General features: G+C 55.8%; 11 protein-coding genes. All 11 read right to left on the bottom strand.

Annotation, left to right across the window (positions count from 1 at the left end):
• Positions 1–5: 5 nt before the first annotated feature.
• The 11 genes from A8O25_RS06875 to A8O25_RS06830 all read right to left on the bottom strand — a co-directional run bounded on the left by A8O25_RS06875 (position 6) and on the right by A8O25_RS06830 (position 13,905).
• Positions 6–377: a hypothetical protein gene (locus A8O25_RS06875; RefSeq protein WP_066832545.1), complete on the bottom strand. Its 372-nt coding sequence runs from the start codon at positions 375–377 to the stop codon at positions 6–8.
• Positions 378–926: 549 nt separating this feature from the next.
• Positions 927–2,534: an N-acyl-D-amino-acid deacylase family protein gene (locus A8O25_RS06870; protein WP_066832542.1), complete on the bottom strand. Its 1,608-nt coding sequence runs from the start codon at positions 2,532–2,534 to the stop codon at positions 927–929.
• A 2-nt stretch (positions 2,535–2,536) separates the two neighbouring features.
• Entirely contained in the window at positions 2,537–4,147 is a 1,611-nt protein-coding gene (locus A8O25_RS06865; RefSeq protein ID WP_161947711.1) for an N-acyl-D-amino-acid deacylase family protein, read from the bottom strand.
• A gap of 208 nt (positions 4,148–4,355) precedes the next feature.
• A complete protein-coding gene (locus A8O25_RS06860; protein ID WP_066832539.1) occupies positions 4,356–5,798 on the bottom strand; it encodes a dicarboxylate/amino acid:cation symporter in 1,443 nt (480 codons plus the stop codon).
• Between the two features lie 151 nt (positions 5,799–5,949).
• Positions 5,950–7,506, bottom strand: coding sequence for a glutamate racemase (locus A8O25_RS06855; RefSeq protein WP_066832537.1), 1,557 nt, complete (start codon positions 7,504–7,506; stop codon positions 5,950–5,952).
• Positions 7,507–7,585: 79 nt separating this feature from the next.
• Entirely contained in the window at positions 7,586–8,557 is a 972-nt protein-coding gene (locus A8O25_RS06850; protein WP_066832535.1) for an N-formylglutamate amidohydrolase, read from the bottom strand.
• Positions 8,558–8,866: 309 nt separating this feature from the next.
• Positions 8,867–9,526 carry a hypothetical protein gene (locus A8O25_RS06845; RefSeq protein WP_066832533.1) on the bottom strand — a complete coding sequence of 220 codons (660 nt, stop codon included), beginning with the start codon at positions 9,524–9,526 and terminating at the stop codon, positions 8,867–8,869.
• A gap of 36 nt (positions 9,527–9,562) precedes the next feature.
• Complete coding sequence (locus tag A8O25_RS06840; protein WP_066832529.1) at positions 9,563–11,353, bottom strand: hypothetical protein; 1,791 nt, start codon at positions 11,351–11,353, stop codon at positions 9,563–9,565.
• A gap of 66 nt (positions 11,354–11,419) precedes the next feature.
• Positions 11,420–12,466 (bottom strand): DUF4843 domain-containing protein, encoded by a 1,047-nt coding sequence (locus A8O25_RS06835; RefSeq protein WP_153042625.1) that lies wholly within the window; start codon positions 12,464–12,466, stop codon positions 11,420–11,422.
• A 12-nt stretch (positions 12,467–12,478) separates the two neighbouring features.
• Entirely contained in the window at positions 12,479–12,718 is a 240-nt protein-coding gene (locus tag A8O25_RS23490) for a RagB/SusD family nutrient uptake outer membrane protein (RefSeq protein WP_206598663.1), read from the bottom strand.
• A gap of 11 nt (positions 12,719–12,729) precedes the next feature.
• Positions 12,730–13,905: a RagB/SusD family nutrient uptake outer membrane protein gene (locus tag A8O25_RS06830; protein WP_206598662.1), complete on the bottom strand. Its 1,176-nt coding sequence runs from the start codon at positions 13,903–13,905 to the stop codon at positions 12,730–12,732.

Genomic DNA, 13,905 nt, shown 5'->3' with positions numbered 1-13,905 from the left:
TGGGTTTACTTTCGCTTTGGTTTTTTAGGGGCCAGATCGTCGTCTTCCTCTTTGGGCGCGTCGTCTTCGTCCTCATCGTCTGCCAAGTTAGCACTTCCTTTGAAAAAATCTTCCTCGTTCTCTTCCTCCTCCACGGTTTCCTCAATAGGATATTCCTCGTCTTCCTCCTGCACGCGCTTCTTGCCCTGGTCGCCCACCAGTTTCTTGTCAGTTACGTTGCGGTCCAGAAACTCATTGAGCTGGTCAATGTTGAAATTGGAGGAGATATCGCCCAGCGGGTTGATTTTGATCTCAAAGCCCTCCAGCTCCGGGTGTACCCGCGCCTTCTTTTCTGGCTTGTCGGTTTTTTTGCTGTTATCTGCTTTTTTCTTCGCCATGGTAGTAGAATGCTAGTTGGTGTGATAAAACCGCAGCCAAAGGGTGCAGCCTATTGATTCTACTAAAACGCAAAACTGAAGCAGAAGGATAACCCGTTTGCACGCCTGCAGCGGAAGGCAGGGGAGAGGCTTGCGTTCGCTGTTTGGCCAAAACAGGCCGAAAACAGGTTTTGATCTTTTGGCGTGGAACCCACCCCTACCCTTCCCAGGAGGGGAATAAACGGCTGGAGTACTGTTCCTCAATGCTTGCTGCTTCCGCTAACTTTTGTTTCATCTGCTTTACATTGATCAGCTCCGCTGTTCGGGATTTGTAATCCCGATCACACCTACCTGCGTATTTGTAATCCGCGGCGCGGCTACGTTAGAAAGCGCCGGGACGGGGACTACAAATCCCCTGAGTACTTGCTTCCGGATTACAAATCCGGAAGAGCGTGAAGAGCGTGCGTAGCTGCTTCCATTCAGAGGTAGTTTCCTGTTTTCGGGCTGTTTTTCTGAAAACAGCCCGAAAACAGGAAATCCAAGACTTCCCTTTTCATCAATCTCGCCAACTTACTTTTTATGCTTCAGCGCTTTGCCTGCCAGGGCGCCAGTAGCCTTTCCATTTTGCACGGCGGCTACGCCATTCACAAACACGTATTCCATGCCACTGGCCAGGTTTGAAGGTTCCTCATAAGTGGCGAAGTCTTTCAGGTTTTGTGGCTGGAACAGAATCAGGTCTGCGTAGTAGCCTTTCTTCACCAACCCGCGCTCCTGAATGCCCAGGGTTTGGGCGGTGAGGCCGGTGGAACTGTGAATGGCGTTGGCCATGGAAATATGGTGGTGGTCAATAGCGTACTCTTTGAGCTTGCGGGTAAACGAACCGTATTTTCTGGGGTGGCCGGGCGTACCGTCTGAACCGGTCATGACCCAGGGCTGCTTCATGAACCGAAGCAAATCTTCTTCGGTCATGTTGAAGGACACCACCCGTACTTTCTGGTCGGTGCGCAGCACTTTGAAGACCGCCTCTACCGGATCCAGCTGCCATTCCTGCGCTACTTTCTCCAGAGATTTTCCATTGAGGGTGGCATTGTCGGTGGACAGTACCAAAGAAGCCGGGCCGCCGCGGCGGCGAATGTTGTCTCTGATGCCGTTGCGCAGGCTATCTGCTAAAGTAGCATCATCAAAGCGGGCGAACATGGCTTTCACGCCGCCGTCTTCGGCCCAGCGGGGCACCACGGCGGCAATCAGGTTGGTGCGCGACGCTAAATATGGGTACTGGTTCGCGGTCACGCGCAGGCCTCTTTTTTGGGCGGCCTCAATCATCTGGATTACCTCGGGGCTCTTGCCCCAGACATCGGCACCTAAGGCTTTGATGTGCGAAATGTGCACCGGAATGCCCGCGGCCTCGCCAATCTCCAGGGTCTCTTTGATAGAGTTCATCAACCCGATGTTGTAAGTACTTTCGTCGCGCAGGTGGGTATCATAGATTCCGCCGTAAGCGGCAGCTACTTTTGACAGTTCTACCACCTCGCTCTGCTGTGCGAAACTGCCGGGGGCGTAAAACAGGCCGGTAGAAATGCCATACGCGCCTTGTTCCATGGCCTGAGCCACCAGTTTCTTCATTTTCTCCAACTGAGAGGGCGTGGGCTGCACGTCTTTCTCGCCCAGCACCTCTTTGCGCACCGAGCCGTGGCCCACGAACAGACCTGCGTTGGTGCCAATGCCGTTCTGCTCCCATTGGGCCAGCGTGGTGCCGATGGGCATAGGGCCGGAGCCGTCATTGCCCTCAAACACGGTGGTTACGCCCTGCATGAGGTACGCCAAATTGCTCTTGCGCTCTGGGTTAGACAAATCTGCGGCCACGTGCGTGTGCGGGTCAATGAAGCCGGGGGCCAGGTAATAGCCGTTGGCGTCAATGGTTTTCTTGGCTTTGGGCGCTTTCTTGCCGGCGGGCTCCAGATAGGTGATGCGGTCGCCGGTAATGCCCACGTCCAGGCGCATAGAGTCTTTGCCCGAGCCGTCAAACACCCACGCGCCTTTGATGAACGTGTCTACTTTTTTGGCGTTCTGGCTGTACGCCGAAGTCTGGAACAAACACAGCAAGCCCGCCAGCAGCACCAAACAGGTGCCGCTGGCCGGGACTTTTATAAAAGGGGATATGCAAACAGAATACGTCATGTCTATTTCTCTTTTCCTGGAGATGGAGCGTTAGCGGGCGCGTGCCGAAGGGCTTTCCCGGCCAGCGCGCCCGTGTATTTGCCTTCGCTGATGCTGACGGTGCCGTTCACCAGCACGTAGTGCACGCCGCTGGCCAGTTGGGTAGACTGGTCAAAGGTGGCGTTGTCTCTGAACCAGGCGGGGTCAAACACCACCAAATCTGCAAAGAAGCCTTCTTTGATGAACCCGCGGTCTTTGATGTGGAAGGTGGTGGCGGTGAGGCCGGTGGCGCTGTGAAGGGCTTGGCTCAGAGGCATGACTTTCTTCTCCAGCGCGTACAGGCCCATTTTGCGGGCGAAGGTGCCGTATGTGCGCGGGTGCGCCCCGCCACCGTCTGACCCAGTCATGACCCAGGGCTGCTGCATGAACCGCACCACGTCTTCTTCAGACATGCTGAAGGAAATCACACTGGTAGCCGGATTCTCCTTGAGGATTCTGATGACCGCGTCCTCGGGCTTGACGCCCCATTCCTGCGAGATTTTGAGAATAGACTTGCCGTTCAGTTCGGGGTTCTTGGGGGTGGCCAGGGTAATGCGTTCGGCACGGCCGGTACTATCCAGTTTAGAGGCCAGGCTCTTTTTGATTCTTTCCAGCGTTTTGGGGTCTTCCAGGCGTTTCAGCATCTCTTTATTGCCGCCGTCTTCGGCCCAACGGGGCATGAGGGTGGCCTTGAGGCTGGTGGACGAGGCCACGTACGGGTAATGGTTGGCGGTCACTTTCTGGCCTTTGCGCTGGGCGTTCTCCACCATTCTAATCACCTCCAGGCTGCGGCCCCAGTTGGTCTCGCCGCTCACTTTAATGTGGGAAATATGTACTGGAATACCTGATCCGGTGCCAATGTCCAGGGTTTCCTGAATGGCGTCCAGCACGCCGGTGCCTTCGCTACGCATGTGGGTGTCATACACGCCCTGGTATTGGGCGGCCACTTTGGCCAGTTCGGTGACTTCCTGGGTTTTGGCGTAGCTGGCGGGTGCGTAGAATAATCCGCCGGAAAGGCCAATGGCCCCTTCTTTCATGGCGCGGTCTACCCGTTGGCGCATCTCTTCCAGCTGGGCGGGCGTGGGTTGCACGTTTTTGCTGCCCAGCACTTCTTTGCGCACGCCGCCGTGGCCCACAAACAGCGCGGCGTTGAGGCCAATGCCGTTGCGGTCCCAGGCCGAAAGCTGTTTGGCAATGTCTGACCCGCCAAACCCGTCGCTGCCGGCAAACACCGTAGTCACGCCCTGCGCCAGAAACGGAAGGGTAGCCCGTTCGGCGGCGTCTTTGCTGTTCAGGTATTTGTCTGTGTGGGTGTGCGGGTCAATAAAACCGGGCGCCAGGTACAGCCCTTGAGCGTTGATGGTCTTCTTGGCTTTGATTTGGTTCTGCTGCGCGTTGCCCACAAAGGCAATTCTATCGCCCAGAATGCCCACGTCCAGCTGCGCCGAATCTTTGCCGCTGCCGTCAAACACCATGGCCCCGGTGATGAGCAAGTCCAGCGTTTTACCCGCCGCACGTTGCCCGTAACTTACCGCTGTCGTGAGCAGCGCCAAGCAGGCGGTGAGCAGAAACTGTTTGTTGAAAATGGTATGCAAGGTTGGTATACTTTGAAACGGTTTGTCTTTCATTTATGGCGCAAGCGTCCGCTTGTGCCGTGTGACTGATAATTTTGCGTTTTCGCTGTTTTGGCTAAAACAGGCCGAAAACAGAAATTTTTATTTTGACATCGGGCTTGCCCGAATGCTATTTTGTAAGCCTTGAACCTGTGGACACAAGCGGACGCTTGCGCCATGGTTTACCGTTTTACTGCACCGGCTCTTTCGCTATTGGCGCTACTGCCAACCGTTCCTCCACAGGAGCTAACGGCACGCCTTCTACCACCGGTACCGCCGGAAGTCCGTCTGGGTAAAATTCGCCTTCCCACTTGGCAATGACCACGGCGGCCAGGCAGTTGCCAATCACGTTCACCGAGGTGCGAGCCATGTCCATGAGTTCGTCAATGCCCAGAATGATGAAGATAGGCCACACCGGCAAACCGAACGAAGCGGCCGTGCCCAGCAGAATCACCAAAGAGGCGCGCGGTACGCCCGCCACGCCTTTGCTGGTGAGCATAAGCGTGAACACAATCATGAGTTGGTGGCCCAAGGTCATCTCAATACCGGCGGCCTGCGCCACAAAGATGGAGGCCAGCGCCAGGTACAGCGTGGTGCCGTCCAGGTTGAAGCTGTAGCCGGTGGGCATCACAAAGGCCACAATCTTGCGCGGCACGCCCAGTTTTTCCACGGCCTCCATGGCGCGTGGCAGGGCGGCCTCTGAACTTGTGGTGGCAAAGGCAATGGACACGGGTTCGGCAATGGCTTGTATGAATTTCTTGATGTTCAAGCCAATGAGGAGGGCAATAGGCAACAGCACCACCGCCATAAATACAATCAGGGCCACGTACAGCGTAGCCAGCAACTGAAACAGGTTCACCAGCACGCCCAGCCCCATGTGCCCCACGGTGTAGGCCATGGCCGCGCCCACGCCAAACGGTGCGAAGTACATGACAATGTTGGTGAACTTGAACATGACTTCAGACAGACTCTCAGCGAACTGCACCACGGGCTTGCGCTTGTCTTCGCGCACCAGAATGAGGGCAATGCCGAACAGCACGCTGAACACCACAATCTGCAGCACTTCGCCGTCGGCCATAGACTTCACGAAGTTCTCTGGGAACACGTGCAGAATGATTTCCTGGGTGGTCTGGGGTTTTACCACCGGCAGTTCCTCGTGCAGCGCGGCGGGCGGTTTCACGCCCTCACCGGCTTTGGAGAGGTTGATAGCGGCCAAGCCGATGAACAGGGCCAGCGTGGTCACCACCTCAAAATACAGCAGCGACTTCCAGCCCATGCGGCCCACCTGCTTGATGTTGGAGTGCCCGGCAATGCCGTACACCAGCGTCCCGAAGAGAAGCGGCCCTACAATGGTCTTAATCATCTTAAGGAAAATCTTGCTCAACACCTGCAGGTTTATCCCGAACGCGGGGAAGTCATGCCCAATCTCGGCACCCATCACCAAGGCCACCAGAATCCAGGTGGTCAAGGTTTTGCGCTGGAACCCGAACAGCACCAGACCGCCAATGGCCAGCCACCGGAACGCAAACAAAACAGGTTCAGACAGCGGCGTGACGTAGGCGTCAATGACCGTGAGCAACGCCGCGGCCGTGAGGGACAGAACCGTGGCAAGGGTGGAGAACTTCAACTTCATAACTGGGAAAGGGTAAATAATTTGCTTCGTTGGTTTGGGTGGTTGGGTAGTGTTGGGTTTGCGTTTTCGCTATTTTGGCCAAAACAGGCCGAAAACAGAAGGCCTCTTCCCTCTTCCGTTCCGGAGAAAGGAAAAGAGAAGAGGCCCGGGGTTAGTTGATTTTCTCTTCTGCCGTGAGCGTGGCCGTTTTAGGGTTGGCCTGGTGGAAGTTCTGAATCAGTTTATACGTCTGCGGAATGGAGGCCTTGAAGCGGTTGAGGGTTTCTACCGGAATGTTCTTCTTGCTGAACGGCACCACCGCCACGTACTCCTGAATCTTGCCCACGTTGCGGCCATACTTGTAGTCATAGGTAAAGCGCCCGGCGCTGTCGGTTTTGATGGACGGGTTGTTGAGGTTGGGCACGCTAATATAGAACTCGCTGCTCAGTTGTTTGGCCTGCTGGTTGAACAGGTTTTTCTCCTTGAGATAGGCGTGCAGTTCGGCGGCCACGTTAATGGCGGGGTCAATGAGGCGCACGTTCTGGACCATGAGGTGCCGGTACACGTATTGGCCGTTCTTTTTGTAGTTGTAGAGTTCGCCCAGCACCTGGTTGATGTCTTTGGTCATGTACGGGTAGTGTGTGCAACCCAGAATCACGGCTTTGAGCGGCTGGGCGTTAGGCGTCTTCCGGAGTTTTTCCATCATAGAAACCAAGTGATACCGCACGTAGTTTTCTGGGGCGTTCAGCTGCAAGACCTGGCAATCATCAGAGTTTTTGCTGTCACACAGCATTTTCTGGTGATCAAAGTTGAAGTTGTAGACATCTAGCAAGGTCTTGTCAATCTGGTAGTCGGCGTTGGCCAAAGACGGGCCACGGTAGTTCTGGCGGGGGGCTTTGGCATCGCGTTGAATGAAATCAGGCTCCTCGTCAATGGCTTCGGCCAAGCCTTGGCCGCCTTGGTTCACCACCTGAATAGTGCCGGTGTAGCCCATCTTTTCTTTAAGCGCCAGAAACGTTTTCTCGTAGCCTTTAGAGGCAATGGTGCCCACGGTAGCAAACACGCCCACGGTGCCGCTCTCGTCTTTTTTGAAGGCTTCCAGCGCGCCCTTCGCGCCAGCGTCTATTACACCAATCACTTTCAGATCAATGCCAGTTTTTTGGATGAAGCTCTCAATGTGCTCTTTGCCGTAGGCGGTGGCAGTGTTGCAGGCCACCACAATGGCTTTCACGGGCTGCTTGTCTTTCTGGAACGCCTTCTCGCCGCTGCGGGTGTAGTACTTGCTGGCCATCAAAAACTGGGCGTCTTTGATGATGTGCTCCACCAGCAGATCAGATTTATTGGCGCTGTAGTAGTTGCCGTACGGCATATTGGCCTGGTCGGCGAGATAGATGAATTTCTCTCGTGAGAAATCAGGTTCCTTATCGGCCCCGGCCGATTTGCTCTGGTTGTTGAACTGGTCATAGTTCACCAGCGCGTCTAAGATGGTGAGCCCGCCGGTGCCCGAGTCAAACACGCCAATGGGCAGTGACGGGTCGTTCTGCGGATATTCCTTGAAGTTGGTGTAGTAGAAGTTTTGCTGGTCTTCCAGAATGGCTTTCTCAATGGCCAGATCTGTTGCTTCAGTTACCTGGGCGGGGGCGGCAGCTTCTTTGGGAGCCGTTTTGTGGCAGGAAAAAGCAACGGCAGCGGCCAATAAATATGCCGGGAGCGAGCGGGTGCGTTTCATTTTTTTGGTTTGGTTGGGGTACTCAACATGTCACAGCCGCCCACCCCTCTGCAGGGTTTGGCGCGGCTATGCCGAAAAACTATCTCAGAGGGGTGAACGGGGGCCGCAGCGACGTATTGTTGGCGTAGTACTGCATGATGGCCTTGGCAAACGCCGCCGCAAAAAGGGGCCGACCGTTGGTGTCGCGCACGCCGGTCATGTTGCACTCAATCTGCCAGCCGTGCACCTTGGGGAAATTGGCCGAGGTGTACATTCGGGTGTTGTAGCCGCCGGAAAAATAGGGCTGGTTTGACAGCGGGTACGGGTCTTGCTTGCTCGGCACGGCCGCAAAACCTTCATTCCTGATCAGCGTCCCGAAGCCATAGTCGCCCACCATCATGTTCCGGAAGGTGATCTGGTTATTGGCCTGCAGCAGGTTGTTCACGCTGGATTTGGCGGCCAACGTGGCCAGGTTCCTGTTCAGGCTTACATCCTGCACCTCACTTGCGGTGAGGTTGTAGCCCAGCTCCAGCCGTTGAACACTGTGCCCGTGCCCGTGCAGGTCAATAAAGAGTGCTGTGCCGTGGTTTCTAGTGGCCAGGGCCAGGGCGGTGTCAACAAAATTATGGTACGCCTGCCAGGTTTCCTTCATAAGCGCGTTGCCGCAGGTGCCGGGTTCCATCTCGCGGTTCTGGTCAATTTTCTTGCGGGCAATGTGCGAAATGACCAGATACGGCCGTACCCCGTAGTTCTTCACAAACTCCTGCTCAATGGCGCGTGCCAGTTCAATGGTGTTGGCGTCGCGCACCGTGGTGGCGTCTGGGCAGGTACGGTCCGGAATGTTACTCGGCTCCACCGTTCCGCCGTGCGGCACGCTAATGACCAGCGGCATGGTGCCCACCACCATCTCAGACCATTTCTGTCCGTCATAGTAAGATTGGTTGGCTACCCAGCTGGAGGTAACCGCCTTGGGCTCGGGGGTAATGTTCTTGGAGCAGCCCAGGCTCCACAGCACCAGGCTGAAAGCCGCTACCCAATAAGTACGTCTGCCAGGCAGATGGTTTGGTTTCATATCAATTCTTGAGGTGGTGAGTAAGGTAAGCGGTACATGGTTTTCTGTTTTGGGGCTGCTTTTCTGAAAACAGCCCCAAAACAGAAACTTCAGATATCTTTTTAGTTAGTCTTTCTGCAAGCAACTTGATAGCGCACGGTACTTGCGTTTAACTGGCTGGCGTCCGTCTTGGAATCCTCCTCGGCTAAAGCCGAAGCAGCTTTTGTACGCCTTTCCGTTTGCTGTTTCGAAACAGGCCCAAAACGGAAACGGCAACGCTGGCCTGGCAGGGAAGGCTTGGCCATGCTTTGCAGCCCGAAGCCGGCCAGGTTATTTCCCGGCTACTTTCCCGCCACTGGTTTTCACCTCGGCGGTGAGGGTGCCGGTGGTGGTGTCTCCCACTTCTTTTACCTGCAGAACAGCCAGCACATTGTTCTTAGATTTGAACAGCACCACGTCTCCGGCGGCCAGAAACCTGATGCGGTCACCCGGCCCAAAGTCTTTGGCTTTGTAGCCTGCCGCACTGGTCACCAGTTTGCCCGCTTTCTTGAAGGCTTCCTGCAGGTCTGCGGTGGTTTTCACGCTTTCAAACAGCTGCTGGCTCTCCTCTGATGCCGGTAATTTGATAAGGGTGCCTTCGTTCCTGGCCTCCCAGGTAGCCACCCGCTCAGACAGTTTTTTGAACGCGCTCAGCCCCGCGCTGGCTGGGGTCACAAAATTGGCGCCTGAGTCTTTCCCGTGCAGGTAGATGAAATCAATTTTGCCGGTATTCCCGCTGGCTTCGTTCTCTGAATACGTAGTGCCGGTGGCCGCCTCTACAAACCCGCCGGTTGACTTGTTGCTCTGCGCACCCATGGTCACCTGCAGGGTCTTCACGGGTTCCCCCTTGTCTGCGGCCCCTTTCTTTTGGGCGAAGGAAGAAGTGACCGTCACCCCGGGCGCCAGCAGGAGTGCGCCGCAAAATCCTAGTACTAAGGCAATTCTCTTCATATGGGTATGCTTTTCTGTTTGTTGGGATGGATTAGGTTAATCTTTTTTGACTTTTACAACTAGGGTAATGGTGCCCGTAGAGCTCTGCTCGGCGTCCTGCACCAGAATGGCGGCGGTGAAATTGCGGCTCGCCGACCGGAAGTAGACGATGTCATTGGCCACCAGTTTGCGCAGACGCGTGTTGGTGGGTCCGTCTTCCAGGGCAACGTACCCGGCACGGCTGGTCACGCTGGCCTGCGCCTGGTCATAGGCGGCTTCAATCTCCTGGTTGAACTCCAGGGCGTCAAAGGCTTCGCGCTCTTCTGGCGTGGTGTTCCGGAGCTTGACCATGTTGCCGTTGTTGCGGGTTGGCCAGGTTTTGATAAGGGTTTCAATGGCGCCAAAGGCTGTTTGTGCTACGCCTGGCGTGTAGAAATTGACCCCGGTGGTAGCCCCGAAGGCGTTGAACAGGTCAATTTTATCGGCGTTAGCCGGTGAGGTGGTATTGTTATAGACATTTCCGGTTTTCAGGTCCAGGAAATAACCAAGGCTGGTGTTGCTCTGCCCACCCCAGGTTACCTGATAGGTGGTGATGTCACTCACTGGCGGCGGCGGCACGTTCACCAGCTCAGCAGACACCTTCATCTGCAGCACCATGGAACCCGCGTTGCCCCTGGCCAGGTTCACCGCCCGGCCCACCGCGTAAATCTTGCGGCCCGGCGTAAGCGACTTGTACAGAATGAGGTCACCAGGCTCAATGCTCCTGATCCGGTCTGAAGCTCCGTCATTGGTGGCGTTGTAGTTGGGCCTGCTGGCAGCCGTGGCTTTCAAGGCATTGTAAGTGGTTTCAATCTGGCTAGCCGTCTGTATGTCTGTCAGGAGTTGCAGTTCCTGCGCAGTAGGGCTGGTGAGTTTGATGAGTTCACCGTTGTTCCGGGTTCCCCAGCCCAGCACCTTGGTTTCTGAACTTCCGCCGAAGGCGATCACACCCGGCCCGCCCGGTGTCATGAGGTTAAACCCAGAGGTGCTGGAATTGGCCAGGAGCAGATCTACTGAGCCTGGCGCGGCACTGGCTTCTGCATCTACCAGGGCTTTCCCCGTAAAGAAGTCTAGGTTGTTGCCTAAGTAGGCGTTGGTTTGCGAGCCCAGCATCAGCTCCAGTTTTTTATAGTCGGTGGCCGGGTCTGGCTGTACGGCAGGGGTAGCTCCCTTTATGTTTTGGGCAACTTTAAAATCAATGATCAGCGCCCCGCTGTTTCCAGTACTCACGGTCACCGCCCTCCCAATGGCTATTATCTGGCGGTTTTCCTCCAGAGATTTGTATAAGATAAGATCACCTGCCACTACGTTCAGCACGCGGTCAGAGGGGCCGTCTTCTTCGGCTACGTAACCGGTTCTGGTGGCAAGGGTTTGCTGGGTGGTGGTGTAGGCAGTTTCAAGGGCTCCAGACGTTTTAAGGCTATTGAACATGGCCAGTTCCTCAGAAGAGGTGCTTCTAAGCTTCATTAGAGTGCCCCGGTTCCTGAAATCCCAGCCTTCCAGACCAGCGCTGGCAGGCACCATCAGGTTGACAGCACCGCTGGAGGACTTGGCGTACAACAGGTCTACTTTGCCTTCTTGGGCTCCAACTGCCGCCTCCTGATATACTGTGCCGGTAGCAAGGTCAAGATACCCGCCCTCCAGCGGGTTTCCAGGGGCTCCCAGCTTCACCTGCATCAGGGCAATATCACCGTTGGGGCTAAAGAAGGGCTCCCGGTTAACCTCTGGCAGATCATCCTCTTTACAAGCCCCCAGCACCAGGCACAGGGTGGCAAGGGTGCACCAAAAATGGTTAAAAATCTTTTTCATGGTATTTTCTGATTGCGGGCGCGCGGTCCTTTTGACTAAGAAACCGCTTGCCCTTGCCTGCTTTTTTTAGTTGGTCACCTTGTACTGAATGGTCATGCCCCCGGCGTTTCCGGCGGTCAGGTCTGCAATCCTGATCACGGCATAGCGGTTGCCTGTTCCAGATTTGACAAAGAGGAGCTCCCCTGCCTTCAGCTGTCGTACCCTATCCCCCGGCCCGTCATCTGCTGACACATAGCCGGTTCTGCTGCTGACGGTGTTTTGCGCCTGAATGAAGGCGGCCTCTATCTGCGCCGCGGTTTGCAAGTCATTGAACATTTGCAGCTCTGCCTGGCTGGGGTTTCTGAACTTAATGAGGGTGGCGCTGTTTCTTACCGGCCAGGCGGTGATACGGGTGTTGATAGAGCCCCAACCACTCACGCCAGAACTGGACGGTGCCAAAAGGTTCATATTGGAGCTGGACCCATTTGCCACCAGCAGGTCAATCTGGGCGGGATTGGCGTCTGCCCCGGTGTTAGTATAGATAGCTCCGGTAGACAGGTTGAGGTGGCTGCCCAGGGTGGCGCTCAGGTGCGCCCCAATCTCCAGGGTCTTGTAGTAGGTAATGTCATTTATCTTCTCCACCAGCGCCGGGTCTGGGTCAGTTCTGGGGAAAGTGATGGGAATGCCAATGGCCCGGAAGTTGTCCATGGGTTTGATTTCCTGGTTCCCCACCAGCTCCACCACCAGTTGGGAGTTCCCACTGCCGTCTGGCAGCACCTCTACTGCCAGATACCCAAAGCTGCTGTTGGCCGGTATCACTATGGAATTGCCGTTGGGGAACCGGTAGTGCACCCCTTCGCGGGCGGTGCTCTCGGTTTCCACCACTTTGAACTGTACCACTTGCTCAGTGGGGAACTGCCCGCCAATGAGGTTGATGCGGTATTTCACCACCCCGCTGGCCGGGTCCAGCCCGTCTACCCGGGGGTAAATCTTCCCGCTAACTTTGGTGCGGGTCACGGCTTCATCAAACTCCACCATAAAGTCTCTGAAGTAGTAGCGGTCTTCATATTTCTCAAAGCACCCTGTTAAGGAGGCAGAAAGCAGCAATAGAAAGAGATATATACTTTTTTTCACGGTAGTACTGGTTTAATAGCCCACGTTTTGGGCAATGTTGCTATTGGCGTTTCTTTCTCTGAAGGGAATGCGGGCCAGAATGCGGTAACTGGAGTGGGGAATATTGCCCGTCTCTTTGTACATGGTCCGGGCCAGGCGCTTCATATCAAACCAGCGGTGTCCCTCAAAGGCCAGCTCCACCCGCCGCTGTTTCAGGATCTCGTCATACAGGGCCTCCCCGGAAAGGGAAACCGCCGGCAGCCCCCTGTTCACCCTGATGGTATTCAGGTCCTCCAGCGCCAGCGCGCCTGGTCAAGGCGCACATAGGCCTCGGCCCGGTTCAGGTACAGTTCTGCCACTCTGATCACCGGAATGTTGTCCAGGTCTTTCACTCCGCCCCGGCTGAAGAACTTGGTCATTTCATTCTTGCTGCTGTTGTTGCCCAGGCCTTTCCAGATCAGCTCTTTGCGCACATCTCCGGCCTCATAATCGCTTAACAGGGCATCACTTACCACCGCATGCCCGTAGCTCACGGCTACCTTCCCCTCTGCATTCACCCGGGTGGTAAACGTGGCCCGCAATGACTCATTGGTTCCTATGTTCTCAGTAGGCTTCACCGCCACCTCAAACATAGATTCTGGGTGCACATCTGTGCGCCAGGATGCTACTACATTGGCGGCGGGCTGCAGTTGCCCCACCCCAGACTTGAGCGCAAGGTTGGCTTCTGAGATTACTTTGTTATAGTCGCCGTTGTAGAGCGCTACTCTGGAGAAGAAGGCGGCAACGGCTCCCCTGGTGGCAAAATGGGGGGCTCTGGCGTTATCAGTACCTTCTAATAGCTGGTACGCGGCAGTGAGGTCTTCATAGATGAACCGGTACACCTCAGACACTGCGTCACGGCCTTTGGCATAGTCAATGTCTCCCACGGCAATTACCCCCTTCCTGACCAGGGGTACCCCGCCTCTGTTGCGGGTTGGGTCATTGGCGGTGGGGTCAAAGGCATACACCTTTACCAGGTTGTGGTAGAAAAGCGCCCGTAAAAATCGCACCTGCCCTTCAACAGAATTCTTAAAACTCTGCGGCGCACTTAGCGGCCCCAGCGCCTCCAGAATCAGGTTGGCCTCATTAATGGCGGCATAGCCGGTCTCCCAGGTTTCCAGATGGGCACCGGGACTGTTGCTGGCCTCTGCTTGCAGGGTTGTGCCCCGCCCCGAGTGCACGGCGTTGTCTGACAGCAGCTCTGGCAGCGCCACCAGGTCACGGCCGTACTGCTGCACCGCCCGCAGCCGGGCATAAACCCCGTTGGTGGCGGCCTCTACGGCCTCCATGCTGGTGAGGGCGGTCCTGGAATCAATGGCATGTGTGGGCTCCACGTCTAACAGGTCGTTACACGCGCCTGAGACAAAAATGAGGCTGGCCGAAAGGATATAGGGAAAGATTCTGTTTCTCATGGTGGTCAT

The sequence above is a fragment of the Rufibacter ruber genome, from assembly GCF_001647275.1.
Taxonomy (GTDB): domain Bacteria; phylum Bacteroidota; class Bacteroidia; order Cytophagales; family Hymenobacteraceae; genus Nibribacter; species Nibribacter ruber_C.
Note: the sequence above shows the minus strand (reverse complement) of the source record. Positions and strands in the feature narration are given on the sequence as shown.